This is a genomic window from Methyloceanibacter sp. wino2 (genome assembly GCF_003071365.1).
Taxonomy (GTDB): Bacteria; Pseudomonadota; Alphaproteobacteria; order Rhizobiales; family Methyloligellaceae; genus Methyloceanibacter.
Genome location: NZ_CP028960.1, coordinates 1,731,170 through 1,749,481 on the forward strand (window position 1 = coordinate 1,731,170; position 18,312 = coordinate 1,749,481).

Consider the following 18,312-nt stretch of genomic DNA (forward strand, 5'->3'; position numbering starts at 1 on the left):
GCAGCCGCTACGAGAGTGGCGCCGCAGCCGCCGGGAGCGCGCCGACCTGCTCCGCTTCCACGGCGGCTTCCTCGCTGGCAAACATATAGGTGAAGATAAGCCACAGAACGAACGCGGCGACCACGAAGATCGCGACGGCTTTGCCGAAAGCGCCGAAGGATAGGGGCATGAATGAAAACTCGTTTCGGGTTTGTCTTGTCAGGATTGTCTTGCACCGCAACAGAGCGGACGCCAGCTTTGTCGCGGCGACCCTAGCGCAACAGGTGGATCGCGATCAATGAACTTGAAAAACGGACTTGAGTGACCGGGCGGACTGTTGGACACATACTTCCCGAAACTTGCTTTCCGACGACTTGCCGACGACACTCCGTCCACGGCATTGGCCGGGGGTGTTGCCGTATGACCGAAAAGTCGAAAGATCTGACCGGGGCTCTGGACGCTCTGGAAGAGGCTGTCGAGCGGCGCCAGTCGTCGCCCGACTCGTTGCTTTCGGAACTCGCGACGCTTCTCTTGGGCTTCCCCCGCGATTCCGAGCAGCGCCCGCGCGCCCATCGCATGCTGGGCGTCGTCTATAGCCAGATGGGCCGCGACGCCGATGCGCTCAAGGAACTTGGCGAGGCGCGGACGCTGGCGGCGAAGCTGTCGCCGCCAAGCTACCGCGAGCTGGGCAATGTCGCCCGCGCCATGTCCGCCATTCATGCGGCGTCTGGCGACGATCGCCTCGCGCGGGATGAGCTGGTCACGGCGCTGGCCTTCACCGCAATCGGCGGCAAACCCGAAGAGGTCGTGCGGCTCGTTGCCGATGTCGCGCAGAGCGAGCTGGAAGCGCGCCGCTTCGAGAACAGCGCCCTTCTGTTCGACTTTCTTCTGACGGGCAACGACACGCTCATGGTGCCCGACTACGCCGTCCACAGCGCCCGCATCAATCTCGTTCAGGCGCTGAACGCGCTGGGGCGGCATGAGGAGGTTCCCGCCCACGTCAAGGTCTCCAACGCGACCTTGAGCGAGGACGACAGGCGCCTGCGGTTCCTCACGCAGCTCGAGGCGGCCCGTGCGAGTGCGGGTCTCGGCCGCCACGACGAGGCGGAAGGCGGGCTGCTGGTAGCCGAGAATTTTCTGCCCGAGGACCCCACCGCGATAGACCATTCGGAGTTCGTCGAGGCCGTGACGGAGTTGCAGGAGATTCGTGCCGGCGAACCCGCCGTGGAAAGCCTCAAGCTCCTCGTTGAACAGTACACGGAGCAAGACGCGGCGGCGCGCGTCGTTGTTGCGTGCCGCGCGCTTGCCAACGCGCTTCTGAGGCGCGGCGACGTGACCGGCACCTTGAGTGCGCTCGGCTGCGCCCTGCGGGCGGCGCTTGAGGCGAAGCTCAAAGTGGCAGGCGAGCTGCGCACGGAAATTCTACGGCGCGCGGGCGCGGATCGGCTCCTCGATCTGGCCGGCTCGAAGAGCTTGGTCGGGCTCGACGGCGAGCGCGACTTGCGGTTTGTGAAACTCCGCCCGCTCGGTCACGGGAGCGCCGGCGACAGCGTGCTCGCGTTGGATATGGGCGACGGCGAAGAGGTCTCCTTGCGGACGCTGGATCTCGGCGCGCTCGGCGAGAAGCAGCGTGAGGCGGTGCTGTCCAAGGAGCGGCGGGCCTACGCGACGGTCGCGACGCTGCACGACGCGCGGATCGCCAAGATCCGCGATATGCGTCTCGCGCCGGGCGGCTCGCTCTACACGCTGCAGCTCCGCCCGGAGGGCCCGACGCTTCGTGACCTCTACACAGCCGGCACCGAGCCGGCCCGCATGCTGTCGCTGCTGGCCGATACGGCCGGGGCGCTCGGCGTGCTGCACCGCCGCGAGATCGTGCACCGCGACTTGACCCCAGACCACGTGGTCATCGGGCGCGACAACCAGGGGCGCGAGCTTCCGGTGCTGATCGAGCTGGGTTTGGCGCCCGTCGCCGCGGCACCCGGGGTTGGGGGGTATCCGGGCGTGCCGCCTTACGTGGCGCCGGAGCAGGTGGCCGGCGCGGAGGTCGACACGAGCGCCGACATCTACGCCCTCGGACAGATGATCGCCGAGCTTTGGGGCGGCCGGGTGCCCTCCCGGGCGAATTTGGGGCGCCTCTGGAAGCGCGACGCCGGGGACCAGATGCCGCGCGACATCGGCGATCTGGTGCGCGGCATGACGGCGCCGGAACCCAGCCGCCGCACCACTGATCTCGGCGACATCATCGAGGCTCTCAAGGCCCAGCTGAACCAAGAAGAGCCAGCCGAGACCGAGGATTGAGCGGGGAAGTTGGACCCCGCACGGACGCATTTGGACGGAATGTTTCGGGTCGAAGCTTTCGATCATTGCCCTCGCAGTTGAGTTCGGTCAAGCTCCGCGCGATGCAATCTGCGCCGCCTAGAGGGACGGATAGGTCGCGCTTGCGAAGTTCCAGAACCAGAGATTGGGCAATGGGCTCTGCCAACTTGAAAGAAGCGTTCTGGGCACATGGCGGCCTACTTTGCGACAAGTGGGAGCAATACCTTCCAGTTTACGAGTCTGAACTTGGTCCACGGATCGAGCGGGGAGCGCCTCTCTCACTACTGGAGATCGGCGTGCAGAATGGAGGCTCGCTAGAACTTTGGCTCAAAGTGCTGCCGCCGAACTCTCATGTGGTGGGGATCGACGTCGACAGCCGATGCCGCGAGCTCAGGTTCAGTGACGGCATAGAGATTCATATCGGCGACGCGACGCAGTTGGAGTTTGTCACGAGCGCCCTGGGCGAAAGGCGTTTCGACGTCATCATTGACGACGGCTCGCATCTCGCGCGCGACGTGATCACAAGCTTCGACATCTTGTTCGAGCGGCTGAAGCCCGGCGGGGTTTACATTATCGAGGATATGCACACGAGCTATTGGCCGGACTACGGCGGTGGGTTTCGCCTTAGGGGGGCGCCAATCGAGTGGGCCAAAGATCTCATTGATGCCCTCAACGTCGATCACTTCGAAGAGAGCCCAAGACTGCCTCAAGATGAGCTGGCGCGATTGCAAGCGCTGGGCACGCAGATTGCAAGGCTCGCCTTCTTCGACTCGATGCTGGTGGTCCAGAAGCACTCCACGGTCAAAGGCCGTCCGTTCTCTCGGTTATTGACGGGGTCCGAGTTTCCCATTTCCGACCCGATGAACTGGGTACCAAGGTTGCCGCCCGAGAAGTCGGCTAATCTTTTGATTGGGCCTGCCGTGGCGCGACATCTCGATAGCGGCATCAAGAAGCTCGTCGAGGAGAGAGGCGCAGCGATCCAGCGCCAGGAGCAGGAGATCCAGCGTCGGGAGCAGGAAATCAAGCGCCAGAGGTCGGAGATCCAGCGCCAGGGGCTGGAGATCGAGCGCCAGGTTCTGAAAATCGCGCGTGAGGAACGCAGGAACAAGGCCCTGCTGACGTCGAGCTCGTGGAAGGTCACGGCGCCCCTAAGGAAGGCAGCAGCGCTTGTGAAGTCAGCGCGCAATCGTTTGTCGAGGTTCATTGGCCGAAGCTGAACAGAGTCGTGGTTCCCGACGGCGCCCGGATCGCCATGGGTATCGCCTGGGGTCGAGAGCGGCACCTTGCAGCGCGCCATCTTGACAATCTCGGGCCCGATGCCGTCTCTCGACTTATGATCCCATCCTCCCCCCGCTCCGCGCTTTGGGTTTCCTAGATGTGCGGCATTGCAGGACTGCTCGACCCCGAACAGCTTTACACGGGCGAGGCGCTGGAGGCGCTGGCGCAAGACATGGTGCGGGTACTGCACCATCGGGGCCCTGACGCGCACGGGGTCTGGACGGAACCCGAAGCCGGCGTCGCGCTGGGACACGCGCGCCTCTCCATCATCGATCTCAGCGCCGCGGGCGCGCAGCCCATGGCGTCGGCGTCGGGGCGCTACGTGCTGTCCTACAACGGCGAGGTCTATAACGCCGACGAGCTCCGCGCCGAGCTCGAACAGGTGGGGCACCGGTTTCGCGGCCACTCCGACACGGAAGTAATCGTCGAGGGCTTCTCGGCGTGGGGCGTCCCGGAGACAGTCGAGCGGCTGATCGGCATGTTCGCCTTCGCCGTCTTCGACCGGCAAGAAAGGGTTTTGACGCTCGTCCGCGACAGGCTCGGCATCAAGCCGCTTTACTGGGGGCGTATCGATGGCCGCATCGCGTTTGCTTCCGAGTTGAAGGCATTGCGGCCGCTGCCGGGGTTCCCGCCCGAGATCGATCGCGAGGCGCTCGCGTCCTACGTCTGCACCGGTTACGTGCCGACGCCGGCGTCCATATATCGCGGCATCTCCAAGCTGGAACCGGGCACGATGCTCGAAGTGCGAGCCGATGGCGTCGTCAGGTGCCACGCTTATTGGTCCGCGCTCGATGTGGCGGTGCGCGGACAGTCTTTGCCCTTGAAGGCAGACGAGACCGAGGCGGTCGCGCAACTGGAAGCGCTCCTCACCGATGCGGTGACACGGCGCATGGTCGCGGATGTGCCGCTCGGGGTGTTCCTGTCAGGCGGCGTCGACTCGTCGACCGTGGCGGCGCTCATGCAGGCGAACGCGCAGGCGCCCATCAGAAGTTTCTCCATCGGCTTCCATGAGGCGGCCTACAACGAGGCGGACGCTGCGAAGGCGGTGGCGCGGCATCTCGGTACCGATCACACGGAGCTCTATGTGAGCGCCGCGGAAGCGCAAAGTGTCGTGCCGAAGCTGCCTCAGATCTACGACGAGCCCTTCGCGGATGTATCCCAGATCCCGACCTATCTGGTGTCGGAGATGACGCGGAAGCACGTCACGGTGGCGCTCTCGGGCGACGGGGGCGACGAACTCTTCGCAGGCTACAATCGCTACGCCCAGGGCTTGCGCGCGGTGCGGGCGCTGCGGCGGTTGCCCGGGCCTTTGCCCGGCGCCGTTTCCAGGCTCTTGTCGTTGGCGTCGCCGCAGACGTGGGACGCCCTATTCTCAGCCGTGCCGGCGGGGCTGCGTCCACGGCAGGCGGGCGACAAGCTGCACAAGCTTGCCGCCGTGCTGGGCGCGGACGCGGACGACTACTACCGCGTTCTGGTTTCCCCTTGGGCTGAGGCGTGGTCGCTGGTCCGGGGCGCTCGCCGGCCTGAGCCGGCACCATTCGCAAAGGACGTGCGGGAGCGCTTCAAGAACGAGTTGGCGTGGATGCAGTACGCCGACATGGTGACCTATCTGCCGGACGACGTCCTCACCAAGGTCGACCGCGCCTCGATGGCGGTGTCGCTTGAGGCGCGGGTGCCGCTCCTGGACCACCGCGTGGTCGCGTTCGCGTGGCAACTGCCGGACAATCTCATAATTCGGGACGGTCAGGGAAAGTGGCTGCTGCGCCAGCTCCTCTACAAATACGTCCCGAAGGCGCTTGTGGAGCGGCCCAAGATGGGCTTCGGCGTTCCCATCGACGCTTGGCTTCGGGGACCGCTGAAGGACTGGGCTGAGGATCTCCTCGATCCGACTCAATTGGCGCAGGCTGGATATCTCGATCCGGCGCCGATCAGGCTCAAATGGGCGGAGCATCTGTCGGGGCGGCGCAATTGGCAGCATTTCCTCTGGAATGTACTGATGTTCGAGGCTTGGCGCCGAGCAGTGTAGGCGCCGCGCGGCCTAGTAGCTGTAGCGCCAACGTAACGGCCACGTCAGCGCCGAAATCACCCAGCGATCCAGCGGTTTCATGTCGCTGCGCCACCTTGTGTCCGGTCGAATGTCGGTCGGAGAGAGTTTGGTGAAGCGCACGCGGCTTCCGAAAAGCTGGTGGCGGTTGTTGTGCTCCCCTACCGTACCCAAGTCCGGTTTCGGTCCGAGCTCAAGTTGGCGGAAGATTGTGTCCAACACCGCATCTGGCGCACTGGCCAGGTCCTCATAGCGAACCCGGACATACCGGTCCGGATGACGCCGGCGGAAGAATTCGCAAGCGATGTTCGCGACCCACCACCCAAGCACGCTCCTGGCGTGCCGCACGAAGCGCATCGGCGAATACTGAATTTCTGGAAGAAGCTTGCCGCGCCGTCTCCGCCTGCCGGTGACATTGGACCAGCAGACGCCATGCGGATCGCGGACGACGTGGATCAACCCAAACCGCTTGCCAAGCTCTTGTTGGAGCGCGAATGGGACCCGGAACGAGCCCCAGGCCGTCTTCGAGGAATCGACCACGATTGCGTCGTCCGGCGTCACCTGATCGAGGACCGCTTTGGTGAGCGCAAGATGCGACCAGTTGACGGGCTGGCTCGTTGTCCTGAGTAGCTTGCCCCAGACGGGGCAGACTTCACGCGGCTCCCCACAGGAGCACAGCTCGGCCGACTGCCCGTTGGCGCAGGCGACCACTTCGCCGCAGGCAATGACGTTCGGACTCGCGGTCAGCAAGTACTCAAGTAGCGTGCTCCCGCTGCGGCCGTAGCCGCCGATATAGACCAGTCTAGTCACTGAGAATTTGCTGGAATCGTGGCTGTTTGGGTCGTGGGACAATGCTTCTGGGCGCGCCGGTTAGGCGCCTTGCTATGCGCCCGGACCTAATATAGACCCAGTGCGCGAAGTGCGAGCCCAATCTGCATCGCGCCTAAACAAGATGTCTCGTCCACGGAAGCGCTAATGGATAGCCGAGCGCCGATCGATACCAAGAAAACGCCCAAGAACGACGCCCGCAGCGGCAGCCAATCCGCACCTCGGTCAACGTTTCTCCTGCCTGAGCTGATCCGCGATGTGCTGGCATCGCTACGGGCGCCGGGCTTCTGGCTGTATGGCGCCTGGATCCAGACCAGCGTCCGCTATCGTTCCCAGGCGCTCGGGGCGTTCTGGATGGTGGCCGGTACGCTGGCATTCGTCACGATGCTGGGGACGCTCTATTCGCAGATGCTCGGTGGTGACAATCCTTACTATTTCGGGCACCTTGCTGCCGGATACGTATTCTGGACCTTCATGCAGCAACTCTTGGTCAAGAGTTCCCGCCTGTTCCAGCAGAACGGCAGCATGATCCAGAATGGTTATGTGAACTATCCCGACTACGTCCTTCGCGACTTCACAGGTCAGCTGATCAACCTCGCCTACAACCTTATCGTGGTCGTCGGCGCCATGGTGGTTACGCAAATACCGCTGACTACCGCTGCCGTGGCCCTGTTGCTCACCGTGCCCCTCCTGATGCTGACGATCCTCGGCGTGTGCTTATTTTTCAGTGTGCTCGGGGCGCGCTATCCGGACTTCGGCGAACTGCTTCAGTCATTGATGCGCCTCGCGTTCTTTCTCACGCCGATCATCTGGTCGACTGGCACGACCGGCAAAGCCGGAATGATCGGGCCCTTCATCTATCTCAACCCGTTCTACTACCTCGTTGAGATCATACGCGGGCCGCTGATCTACGGCGTCGTCCCGTGGTTTGAAATTGGTGTCGTCGTGCTCCTTGCGTTAATTGCCTGGAGTGTGGCCTGCATAGTGTACAGGCGTGCGAAGCCGTATATCCCCCTTTGGGTGTAGCTGAGGGTCCGAATGCAAACTGAAAGCCATATCCTAGCGCGCGATATTCACCTCAGTGTACCCCTGATCACGAGGCGAAGGCCGACCATTCGCAGCTTTTCCGTTGCGCGCGACCTGTTGGGTCGAGGGAAGGAGAGGCAGTTGCGCCCTTTGATCAAGGGCATGAGCTTTGAGTTCAATGACGGCGACCGCGTCGGGTTGATCGGCGCAAATGGGGCCGGCAAGACGACCCTGCTGCGGGTACTTGCCGGCGTCCTTCGGCCCAGCGGCGGCCGGCTCCAAATCTCGGGGAAAACCCAGAACCTTCTCAATGTCTCGATGGGAATGGAGAAGGAAGCCACGGGGATGGAGAACATCTATCTGCGCGGCTATTGCTCGGGCATGTCCAAGAAGGAGATCGAACGGCATATCCCGGACATCCTGGAGTTCGCGGCGCTTGAGAAGGTCATCGATGATCCGGTGCGAACATACTCCTCCGGCATGCAGCTCAGACTTGCGTTCGCCGTCGCGACGACTGTCCAACCGGAGATCCTAATTCTCGACGAGTGGATCAGCGCCGGCGACAGATTCTTCGTACAGAGATCGCGGGAACGGCTTCTCGGTCACATCGATTCATGCCGTATGCTGATTTTCGCGAGCCATAGTTCAGACATTCTCAAGGAGCTGTGCACGCGAGGGCTCGTACTGAAATCCGGCAAGGTCGTTTTCGATGGTAGCATCGATGATGCGATCGCCTTCTATGAATCCGACCTCTACCAACAGGCCTAGTCGGCGAGGCGCTCCTATAGGATCTTGTGACACAGCAGAGGCGCTTTCCGTACGACCAGAACGCGAAAGAGTACGAACGAAAACTGTGGCACATTGCGCTGAGAAACTTGGGTTCCACAATGTTTGGCTCACGGTGTCTGGCGCGGTGGCGACCATCCGATCATTGGACTAAGGGAGTGAGGGATTAGAGATGGTGGCGCGAAGCGTTCCTGTAATCATGTGTGGCGGGGCCGGTACCCGTGTTTGGCCCGAATCCCGTGAGACGCTGCCGAAGCAGTTCATTCCGCTCGTCGGCGAGCAGTCCACATTTCAGCGCCTTGTGACGATGCTGGGCGAAAGCGGCCAGTTCGACCGGCCGCTCGTTGTCACCAATCAGGAATACCGTTTTCTCGTGGCCGAGCAGCTGGAGCAATGCGGCCTGGAGGCGACCATCGTGCTCGAACCTGAGCGCCGGGACTCGGGGCCCGCTGTTGCTGTTGCCGCCGCCTTGGCGGCGAAGGGCGGGCCGAACATGATCGTGTCTCTGTTCGCCGCCGACCACGTCTACGAGAAGCCCGAGGCGTTCCTGGAAGCTTGCGACGCAGCCGTGGCCACGGCACGGCAAGGGTACGTCACAAGTTTCGGCATCAAGCCGACATTTCCAGCCACGGGGTTCGGGTATATCCAGCCCGGGGACCCGATCGGCGACGCCGGTGCACACACCATCGCGGCTTTCGTCGAGAAGCCCGACGAGGAGACCGCACGCAGGTATGTCGCGGAAGGCTATCTTTGGAACTCCGGCAACTTTGTCTTTCCGGCGGAGCTGATGCGGAGTGAAATCGCGCGGTTCGAGCCCGAGATGGCGGAGGCGGTCGACGAGGCGGTCGAGGGTGCCAAGTCGGACCTCGGCTTTGTCGTGCTCGATCCGGAGGCGTTCGGGCGTGCGACCAAGAAGTCGATCGACTATGCGGTCATGGAGCGGACGGACAGGGCCGCCGTCGTCGAAGCAGATGTCGGTTGGTCGGACCTGGGCACGTGGAACGCGGTCCAGGATTTCCTGGCCAAGGACGAGCATGGCAACTCAGCACGCGGCGACGTGCTGTTGGTTGATTGTGAGAACGTCCACGTGCGCTCCGAGGAGACGTTGACGGCTGTTGTCGGCATCAAGGATGCGGTCGTGGTCACGACGCCCGACGCGGTGCTCGTTCTCAACAGCAACGAGGCCGACAAGGTGAAGGCGCTGGTTGAAACGCTGAGGCAGGAGAAGCGCCGTGAGATCGTGGAACACCGGCGCGTCTACCGGCCCTGGGGCTACTACCAGGGTGTCGACGAGGGTGTCCGCCACCAGGTGAAACGCATTTTGGTGCGCCCCGGCGGCAGGCTATCGTTGCAGAAGCACTTCCATCGGGCGGAGCACTGGATCGTGGTCAAGGGAACCGCCGAGGTCACCCGCGACAACGAGGTCATGCAGGTCCACGAAAACGAGTCTGTCTACCTGCCGATCGGGTGTACGCACCGCCTCGCCAATCCGGGAAAGATCGACCTCGAGCTGATCGAGGTGCAGACCGGCAGCTATCTGGGTGAAGACGACATCATCCGGATCGAAGACATCTACAACCGGAACTGACCTAGGCCTCGCGCGTCACTAGACGTGAGACGCATTCGGCGACGCCGTCCTGCCAGGACGGCATCTCGATCCCGAATGTACGGGCGAGCTTCCCGCAGTCCAGTTGCGAGTTTGCGGGGCGCTGTGCCGGTGTAGGGTAGTCCGCCGTCGTGATGGGGTTCACGTCGGCATAATCCCCGCCGAGTGCGCGCGAACGCGCGAACACCTCGCGCGCCAGTCCGCACCAGGTCGTGGCGCCGGTTCCCGCCAAATGATAGAGGCCCCAAGCGGCGGACGCTCCGTCTGCCTTCAGGCCGCGCGCGACCGTCAGGATCGCGTCTGCGATGTGAGGGGCGTAGCTCGGGTTGCCACGCTGGTCATCGACCACGTTGAGCGCATCGCGGTCGGCCGCGAGACGCAGCATCGTCTTGACGAAGTTATGCCCCGTCGCGCTGTGAATCCAGGCGGTGCGGAAGATGATGTGCTGCGGATTCGCCTCGCCCACCGCAACTTCGCCGGCAAGTTTCGAGCGGCCATAGGCGCCTGCGGGCGCGACCGGGTCGTCTTCGGTATAGGGGTCCGGCTTCGTGCCGTCGAAGACGTAATCCGTAGACAGATGAATAACCGGAATGCCCGCCGACGCGCTCGCCTCGGCGAGATTGCGGGCGCCTGTCTCGTTCACGGCAAAGACGGCGTCTTCGTCGGACTCCGCCTTGTCGACGGCGGTGTAGGCGGCAGCATTGACGACGATGTCCGGGCGCTCCGCATCGACGGCCCGCACAACGGCAGGCTTGTCGCGAATATCCATGGTGTCGCGGCCGAGGGAGCGAAGGGTGAGGCCGCTGCCGTGCGCAGCGCATTCCGCCAGTGCTTGGGCTACCTGGCCGGTGTTCCCGGCCACAAGAATGCGCATCGGACTCTACTCACTATCGGAAGCGTTCGTGGCCGACCTACTCGGTTTCCTCGGCCGCCACGGACAGGAGATACTTTCCATAGTCGGATTTGCCAAGCTCGCTACCTAGCGTCTCAAGCTGGCTGCGATCGATGAAGCCCATGCGGTAAGCCGTCTCTTCGGGACAGCAGATGCGGAAACCTTGGCGGCGCTGCAGCGTGGCCACGAAAGCGGTCGCGTCGCTCAGGGCGTCGGGCGTACCTGTGTCCAACCATGCAAAGCCGCGCCCCATCTTCTCAACGAAGAGCTGCCCCCATTCCGCATAGACACGATTGACGTCCGTTATTTCCAGTTCGCCACGCGCGGACGGCTTGAGGTTTGCAGCGATGTCGACGACCTGGTTGTCGTAGAAATACAGCCCCGTGACGGCCCAGGGAGATTTCGGTTTTGCCGGCTTCTCCTCAATGGAGAGGGCCCGGCCTGACGCGTCCAGCTCGACGACGCCGTACCGTTCGGGATCGGTGACGTGATAGGCGAACACGGAGGCACCCGTCGGGCGTTCCCGCGCACTGGCGAGAAGCTCCAACAGACCGTGGCCGTAGAAGACGTTGTCACCGAGGATGAGGCACGAATTCTGATCGCCGACGAAATCCGCGCCGATAATGTAGGCCTGCGCCAGACCTTCGGGGCGCGGTTGCTCGGCATACTCGATCTTGATGCCCCATTTGGCGCCGTCGCCCAGAAGCCGCTTGAAATTCGGAAGGTCGACGGGTGTCGAGATGAGGAGGATCTCCTTGATCCCCGCCATCATCAGGACCGCGAGCGGATAGTAGATCATCGGCTTGTCGTAGAGCGCCATCAGCTGCTTCGACGTGACCAGCGTCATCGGATGCAGACGCGTCCCGGCTCCACCGGCAAGTATGATCCCTCTCATCAACCCAATCCCTGTTTCTAGTCGGCTTACCGGGCCAACCTATTTGGCTCCCGCCACAAGTTTCTTGGTCCCCAGCCGTTCGCCTGCATAGCGGCCGTCGCGGATCGGCCGCCACCATTCCTCGTTGGCGAGATACCAGTCGACGGTCTCTCGGAGACCCTCCTCGAACGTCCGCGCGGGTTTCCAGCCGAGCTCGTCCGCGATCTTGCTCGCGTCGATCGCGTAGCGCCGGTCGTGCCCAGGACGGTCTATCACGAAAGAGATCAGGTCGCGGCGGGAGGTGCCGTCTTCCCGCGGGCGCCGTTGGTCAACGATGTCGCAGATGGCTTCGACGACCGCAAGATTGGTGCGCTCGGAGTTGCCGCCGACATTGTAGGACTCACCAACTCGTCCCTTCATGGCGACCATCGCAAGCGCGCGGGCGTGATCCTCGACAAAAAGCCAGTCGCGCACGTTGTCGCCTTTGCCATACACGGGCAATGTCTTGTTCTCCAATGCATTGAGGATCACAAGCGGAATGAGCTTCTCTGGGAAGTGGTACGGCCCGTAATTGTTGGAGCAGTTCGAGAGCACCACCGGAAACCCATAGGTGCGATGCCAGGATCGGACCAAATGATCCGATGCCGCCTTCGATGCGGAATAGGGTGACGACGGATCATAGGGCGTCTCCTCGGTAAAGAGACTGTCGTCGAAGGGCAAATCACCGAAGACTTCATCGGTCGAAATGTGGTGGAAACGGAACCTGTCGCGTCGTTCACCGTTGAGTTCGTTCCAGTAGGCCTTGGCAGCCTCAAGAAGGGAATGCGTGCCGACGATGTTCGTTTCTATAAAGACAGCGGGGCCGTCGATTGAGCGATCCACATGGCTCTCAGCGGCCAAGTGCATGACGATGTCCACGGCCTCGTTGCGCAAAACATCGAGGATCGCCTCGCCGTCGCATATATCAAGCTGGCGAAACTGATAGAGCGGGCTGTTGGCGATGGGTTTGAGCGATTCGAGATTTGCGGCGTATGTGAGCTTGTCGACATTGACGACGTCATGGCCAAGGTCGCTAACCAGGTGGCGGCAGACCGCAGAGCCGATAAATCCCGCACCACCTGTGACAAGAATCTTCAAAATTCGCTCCTTAGTTTTCGGAATATTCGAAGCCTGTCTCGACGTCGCGCAGGCGCGGGGCAACCTCATCCTTAGCCGATAGGGTTGGCGTCATGCTGTCGAGCGGCCAGACTATACCTATGTCAGGATCGGCAAAATGGATCCCGCAATCGTGCTCGGGGGCATACAACTCCGAGACCTTGTAGATGACCTCGGTGTCGGGTTCCAGCGTCATGTAGCCGTGTGCGAACCCCTTTGGAATAAGGATTTGGTTCCAGTCGTCAGCAGATACGCGAAGGCTGCACCATTGTCCGAAACGCGGAGATCCGCGGCGGACATCGACGGCAACGTCAACGATCGCGCCTTTGGCCACCCGGACGAGCTTGTCTTGGGCGAATGGGGGTTTTTGGAAGTGGAGACCCCGCAAGACGCCAACGTGCGCAGAAAAAGCGTGGTTGTCCTGAACCCAGGGCAATTCGATGCCGGCTTCAGCAAAGCGCTTGGCGTTGTACGTCTCGGAGAAGAAACCCCGGGCGTCCCCGTGCTTCTTCGGCACGATCTCAAGCACTTCCGGCAGGCCGAGTTGCCTGACAAGCATTGGGTAACCCCGCAACTGGTGGCGCGCGCGGCCAAAAGGGACAGCGCGGCGTTTACCGAAGGGGCGGACTTAACCTAGGTCAGCGCACACCGTCAATTGCCTGGGTGCCAATCGCGGTACCCTCTGCTAAGTCAATTTAGGTAAACGCAGAATCCACCAACAGCAGTCAAGACCCAGTCCCATTGGCAGCTTTCCAAGCCATTTCGACGGCCATAGGCATCGTCAAGACCGCCTTGCGGATCGGGGGCGCCGCCGCGCCGCGCATCCTGGCGGACTATGCGCGGCTCATTTATCTGAATCGGACGTCGCGCCAGCGCCCAATCCGGACTGTGCCCCGCCTAGCGTCGGGGGCGACCCGGGCCGATGTGCGTCCCGCGGTATGGGATGCGGACATCGTGGTGCCGGTCTACAACGACTTCGAAGGAGTTGACGGCCTGCTCCGCACCCTGCATCAGGAGGCGGCTCACTTCGCCCAAGTCGTCCTGGTACACGATTGCAGCGCCGATACGCGGCTCTCGCCGCTGTTGCAGTCTTTCGTTGCCGCAGTCCCGAACGCGACCCTGATCGAGAATGCCCGTAATGTCGGGTTTCTAGAGACCTGCAATCGGGGATTGGCTGCCTCGGAACGGGACGTCATCATCCTCAACACGGATATCGAGGTGCCCCCTGGCGCCCTTGGGCGCCTTATCCGGACGTTGAGGTCGAACCCGGACATCGCATCCGTGACGCCGTTCTCAAGCAATGCCTACGGCGCGGGCTTTCCCGATTTGAACTACGAGAACAAACGCCCATTCGGCATGACAACGGTGCAAATCGATGCGGCGTTCCAAGCCGCCGGTCCGTTCGAGCCCATCGATATCCCTCGCGGCGTCGGTTTCTGCATGGCGATGTCGCGCTGCGCCATTGATCGCGTCGGCCCCTTCGATCTCGAATTCGGTGCGGGCTATGGCGAGGAGGCCGACTTCTGCCTTCGGGCGCGACACGCGGGCTTTAGAAACGTCCTCGCGCCCAACACGTACGTCTACCATAAAGCTGGACAGAGCTTCGGGGCTTCGTCGCAGCGCCGGGCGCGCGAGGGTCTCATCCGGCTCTTGGCCCGCCACCCGGACTACGCAGGGCTGGTTCGAGGCTATCTCGACCGGAACGAGGCCCGCGCGGTCTGCTTTGCGGTGTTGGCGCGGCTTGTGTCGACGGCGGGAGGGGACGCGGTTTCTCCGCCGGGCTCGCCCCAATTTCTGTTGCAACCCAACGGGGAAGAGGCGCAGCTCGGCAGTGATGGCGAGGTCTACCCCTTCGCCTTCGCGGACAGCGACGTTGCCGACCAGCTCCTTGAGCTATGCGGTCTTCGCCGCTAGTGGCCTAGTTTGGTCTTAAGCTTATTAAGTGCTTTGGTCGCGCCATCAAGCGGGTCGCTCTTTAGCTTTTCTCCGAGAGCCGCACTCTCGGGGGCGAACTTGCGAAGCTGTTCGGAAAGGGCACGAGGATCGCCGCACACCGGCACGTCGCTGTCACGCAGCGTTTCGTATAGCTCGGTTGCCTGTACGTAATCGGATCTGCTTTCGAGCTCTGCCAACGTCGTCTGGCGCTCGTCGTCGGCAGAGGAACTGTTGATCTTCTTCTTCGACAGCAATGCCGCGGCGCCTTCGCAATTTGGCTCACCGAGAAATTCGAAGCAGCGCGACATGACGCTCTCGTTGTCCGCAACGAGATCGGCATGATCAATTCTCAACAGTCTCGATTGTCCGAAATAGTTGGCAGCGTCTCGCGCCGCAACGGTATGCCGCATCCAGACGCCCAATGCGTTTGCGATGCTCTTGTTCTGGGTATCCGCGTAGCCAAGATTGGAGAAGTGCGCGAGCGAATTCACCACTTGGTCGGGACGCCGCAGGATGTGAATGAATTTGCAGTCTGGGAACATGAGTCCGAGTGCATAAGTAGAGAAAGAGTATTCCGGCGTTCCGTCGACCCATCTTTGCTTGGGCTCGTCGGCACTCTTGATGAGCGGCCCGGCCGAACGCTCGTGTGGTTTGCCCTTGCTGTCGCGATAATTGGGGATGGCCAATTCCACACGGCGCTCGAAACAGTCGAGCGAAATGTCGTCTATGGCCTTCCCGAACCGCGTGATGAAGTCTTCAAAGGGAAGCTTGGCCCAGCTCAATTGAGAAAATTGCTGACGAGCCGTTCCGAGCTTGTACGCATCGACAGCAGCTTGGGCAATGATCGGCATCCAGTTGGTTTCCGGCTGCACCGCGATGTTGGGGTGCTGGCCGATCGCCCAAGTCAGAATCGAGGTTCCCGAACGCGGCGAGCCGATAATAAAAATGGGCTGAGGCATTTCAGTCTCTCTACAAAATTATTGCGGCTGAGAATCCCTAGGCCCCAATCCGTAGAACGGCGATGGATGGGAATCCCGTCAGGCTCTTGTCAATGTGCCACGAGCAAGTGTGGGTTGATATGTTGAAATGGTCGCCAAGCGACTCGTGAAACGGCAAGTGTATATCTTGGACTTCGGTGTCACGGAAAGGCGCCTTGATGGCATAGCCACGAGGCCCTGCAGTCACACGGGGCGGTGCGAAAACAACCGCGCAGTTCGCGTCGGCGCCGAGTGACGTCGACAGGTCCCGGCCAAGTGCCTCGGTGGCTTTCTCATCGGCCGCATCCGCGATCGCCACGATCGAACGGGCAGCCCGCAAGCGTTCGGTACAGCCGGAACGGTGCGCCATTATCGGCGTCCAATCGCATTGAGGGGCAGCGACCCCATCCGGCAAAATGACCAGGTCGATATTGTCAGTGTCCATCAGCAGACGGCGCCCCGCGCCGACGAGCGCACGTACGTCGCTCAAGTATGTCGGGGTACCAAAATTGGATGCTCCCCCGGGTTGAGCGGCCTCGGGAACGCGCCACCGAAGGTACGGCAGCCCAAGCTGTTCCAGCACGCCGCCCATAATTCTGAGCGCGACATCGCAGGAGGTATTTTTTTCGAGAAACGCGAGACCGGCGCCTTGCAGCCGGTGCCACAGCTCGCGGTCGGAGTAGAGCCGGCAGACGGCCTCGGCGAACGACTTCGGGTCATCCGCAACCAGCATATCGTCCTGGTCGGAGATGCCCTCGGCCCCGATCGAAGTCGTCACCACCGGCAGGCCGTGCGCCATTGCACTGAGGATCTTGCCTTTGACGCCCGCGCCGTAACGCAGAGGCGCAACCATGAGCCGCGCATTGTAGAGGAGCGGTTCCAAGTCCTCGACATAGCCCGGCACCAAGATCTCTGCGCTGGCGAGCTCCTCGAATGCTGCCGGCGGCGCGTTGCCCGCTGCCGTAAAGACAACGGGCTCGTCGATGCCTTCTTTGACAGCAGGGTGGATCTCGGAAAGGTAGTACTCGACGGCATCGACATTCGGCGGATGACGGTACCCGCCCAGGAAGACAATGCCGGATCGTTCTTCCATGGGTTTCCCCTTGCCGCGGGGCTCGTGGATAATCGGGACAACCACCACCCGGGCGTTGGGCCGCTCTTGCTCCACCAGCGCCTTCTCCGCGGATGAGTGAACCATGCCGACATCGGCACTTGCGATCAGATCCAGCTCAGCACGCTTGGCAATTTCGAGCTCATCCTTCGCTTGCATGCTCGCGCTCGCCACCGTTTCAGCTTCGCGTTGGTGACGCAGGAAATGAAGGTCGCAGGCGTCGTAGACAATCTTCGCCTGCGGCGCGAGGCTACGGATGTCGTCGATATGCTCGAACCACGTGTCGGGCCGTGACACGATGACCGCGTCATAGGACGAACCGTGGTCTCTGAGATGGTCGCCGACGGATTTGGCCCAGGGGAGCAGGACCGACTCCATTCCAAGGGCTCCGAGGAGGTCCGTATAGGGCGGCATGTCGCAAAGGTTCGAACTCGGCATGAAGGTGATCTTGTAGCCCAAGTCGCGCAAAGCCAGGCAAACTTCGAGAAGCGCTACGGAACCTGCGTCACGGTCGGGTTCCGGCGTGATCTGATCGACCACGAGGATCCGGCCCACCACTCCACGATCGCAATGCCGGTCCGCATCCTCGCTGTAGCCTTGGCCGACGAGCGCGGGCGCCCATCTTGCAGCCAGCTTCACCAGGTTTTCGACCTGGTATTTCTTGATGCCCTGAGAGGTGTCCGTGCCGCTTGAGACACCCTCGAAATGCAGCACCTGCGACAGAGGCTGATAAATCGTCGACAGGCCGAGCGCCCGCACCTTGAAGGCGAGATCGACGTCTTCGGCATAGGCAGGAGTATAGAGAGTGTCGAACCCGCCGACGCTCTCAAAAAGCCGTCGCGGAAGGAGAATGGACGCGCCGGAGCAGAAGTCCGCATGCCGCGCGTAGTTGTAGCGAGGATCGTGCGGATCTTGAAACCGGCCCCAATTCCACGCCGAACCGTCTTCCCAAACAAGGCCGCCGGCTTCTTGCAGGCGGCCGTCCGGGTACACGAGCTTGGAGCCCGCCAACCCGACGTTCTCGTGCAGCTCGAAAGTATTCACCAAAGCCGACAGCCAATAGGGCCGGACACTCGTGTCGTTGTTCAGGAAGCAAATATAGGTCTTGCGGGCTTTCTTGGCGCCGGCGTTGCAGGATCCAATGAAACCTAGGTTCTTCTCGTTGCGGACATAGAGGAGATCGCGACTTTGAGCGAAGGCTGCTTGCGTGCCATCAGTGGAGCAATCGTCTACCAGGATAATCTCGTAGTCGAGTTCGGCGGTATTCTTCCGAATGGCGGCAATGCAACTCAGCGTATGGCTCAGCTCGTTGTAGACTGGCACCACGATAGAGACACTTCGAGATGGCATGTCGCGACCAAACCCGCGCGCGGTTGTGGCGAGATCCCGGTAGCGCTCTTTGAGCGCGCCGAGGCGCTTAGCGGTATCCCCCCTCTTGGCCTCCAAATAGCCGCGACGCACCCCGAAAATGGGTCCCACAACCGATAAGATCAGATATTTTATCC

15 protein-coding genes are annotated in these 18,312 nt (G+C 62.0%); 7 read left to right on the top strand and 8 right to left on the bottom strand.

The features are described 5' to 3' along the window. Positions 1 to 7: 7 nt before the first annotated feature. A complete protein-coding gene (locus tag DCY11_RS15495; RefSeq protein WP_158007375.1) occupies positions 8 to 169 on the bottom strand; it encodes a hypothetical protein in 162 nt (53 codons plus the stop codon). A gap of 230 nt (positions 170 to 399) precedes the next feature. On the opposite strand from DCY11_RS15495, the gene DCY11_RS08075 reads away from it, so the two are divergent. The 3 genes from DCY11_RS08075 to asnB all read left to right on the top strand — a co-directional run bounded on the left by DCY11_RS08075 (position 400) and on the right by asnB (position 5,599). Then, a complete protein-coding gene (locus DCY11_RS08075; RefSeq protein WP_108682456.1) occupies positions 400 to 2,277 on the top strand; it encodes a protein kinase in 1,878 nt (625 codons plus the stop codon). Positions 2,278 to 2,462: 185 nt separating this feature from the next. Beyond that, positions 2,463 to 3,512: a class I SAM-dependent methyltransferase gene (locus DCY11_RS08080; protein WP_159079876.1), complete on the top strand. Its 1,050-nt coding sequence runs from the start codon at positions 2,463 to 2,465 to the stop codon at positions 3,510 to 3,512. A 158-nt stretch (positions 3,513 to 3,670) separates the two neighbouring features. Next, positions 3,671 to 5,599: an asparagine synthase (glutamine-hydrolyzing) gene (gene asnB / locus DCY11_RS08085; RefSeq protein WP_108682458.1), complete on the top strand. Its 1,929-nt coding sequence runs from the start codon at positions 3,671 to 3,673 to the stop codon at positions 5,597 to 5,599. A 12-nt stretch (positions 5,600 to 5,611) separates the two neighbouring features. Here asnB and DCY11_RS08090 read toward each other — a convergent pair whose 3' ends face one another. After that, positions 5,612 to 6,427 (bottom strand): sulfotransferase, encoded by an 816-nt coding sequence (locus DCY11_RS08090; protein WP_159079877.1) that lies wholly within the window; start codon positions 6,425 to 6,427, stop codon positions 5,612 to 5,614. A gap of 165 nt (positions 6,428 to 6,592) precedes the next feature. On the opposite strand from DCY11_RS08090, the gene DCY11_RS08095 reads away from it, so the two are divergent. The 3 genes from DCY11_RS08095 (at position 6,593) to DCY11_RS08105 (ending at position 9,845) form a co-directional block, all read left to right on the top strand. After that, positions 6,593 to 7,471 (top strand): ABC transporter permease, encoded by an 879-nt coding sequence (locus DCY11_RS08095; protein WP_108682460.1) that lies wholly within the window; start codon positions 6,593 to 6,595, stop codon positions 7,469 to 7,471. A gap of 141 nt (positions 7,472 to 7,612) precedes the next feature. Further along, positions 7,613 to 8,239 carry an ABC transporter ATP-binding protein gene (locus tag DCY11_RS08100; protein ID WP_159079878.1) on the top strand — a complete coding sequence of 209 codons (627 nt, stop codon included), beginning with the start codon at positions 7,613 to 7,615 and terminating at the stop codon, positions 8,237 to 8,239. A 193-nt stretch (positions 8,240 to 8,432) separates the two neighbouring features. Then, positions 8,433 to 9,845, top strand: a complete 1,413-nt coding sequence (locus DCY11_RS08105; protein ID WP_108683741.1) for a mannose-1-phosphate guanylyltransferase/mannose-6-phosphate isomerase — start codon at positions 8,433 to 8,435, stop codon at positions 9,843 to 9,845. Position 9,846: 1 nt separating this feature from the next. Here DCY11_RS08105 and rfbD read toward each other — a convergent pair whose 3' ends face one another. The 4 genes from rfbD to rfbC are packed head-to-tail and all read right to left on the bottom strand — an operon-like array spanning position 9,847 to position 13,343. Then, positions 9,847 to 10,737, bottom strand: coding sequence for a dTDP-4-dehydrorhamnose reductase (gene rfbD / locus DCY11_RS08110; RefSeq protein ID WP_108682462.1), 891 nt, complete (start codon positions 10,735 to 10,737; stop codon positions 9,847 to 9,849). Positions 10,738 to 10,774: 37 nt separating this feature from the next. After that, positions 10,775 to 11,650: a glucose-1-phosphate thymidylyltransferase RfbA gene (rfbA, locus tag DCY11_RS08115; protein ID WP_108682463.1), complete on the bottom strand. Its 876-nt coding sequence runs from the start codon at positions 11,648 to 11,650 to the stop codon at positions 10,775 to 10,777. 39 nt (positions 11,651 to 11,689) lie between these two features. After that, the gene (gene rfbB / locus DCY11_RS08120; RefSeq protein ID WP_108682464.1) at positions 11,690 to 12,766 is read right to left on the bottom strand and encodes a dTDP-glucose 4,6-dehydratase; all 1,077 of its coding nucleotides are present in this window, start codon (positions 12,764 to 12,766) and stop codon (positions 11,690 to 11,692) included. 10 nt (positions 12,767 to 12,776) lie between these two features. Further along, positions 12,777 to 13,343: a dTDP-4-dehydrorhamnose 3,5-epimerase gene (gene rfbC, locus DCY11_RS08125; protein WP_108682465.1), complete on the bottom strand. Its 567-nt coding sequence runs from the start codon at positions 13,341 to 13,343 to the stop codon at positions 12,777 to 12,779. A 182-nt stretch (positions 13,344 to 13,525) separates the two neighbouring features. Here rfbC and DCY11_RS08130 point away from each other — a divergent pair, with 182 nt between their 5' ends. After that, positions 13,526 to 14,698, top strand: coding sequence for a glycosyltransferase family 2 protein (locus DCY11_RS08130; RefSeq protein ID WP_108682466.1), 1,173 nt, complete (start codon positions 13,526 to 13,528; stop codon positions 14,696 to 14,698). Here the strand turns inward: DCY11_RS08130 and DCY11_RS08135 are convergent. Next, on the bottom strand, positions 14,695 to 15,678 hold the full coding sequence (locus tag DCY11_RS08135) for a sulfotransferase (RefSeq protein ID WP_108682467.1): 984 nt from the start codon (positions 15,676 to 15,678) through the stop codon (positions 14,695 to 14,697). The two genes, DCY11_RS08130 and DCY11_RS08135, sit on opposite strands and share 4 nt — an antisense overlap. Positions 15,679 to 15,715: 37 nt before the next feature. Beyond that, positions 15,716 to 18,157: a glycosyltransferase gene (locus tag DCY11_RS08140; RefSeq protein WP_159079879.1), complete on the bottom strand. Its 2,442-nt coding sequence runs from the start codon at positions 18,155 to 18,157 to the stop codon at positions 15,716 to 15,718. Positions 18,158 to 18,312: the final 155 nt, after the last annotated feature.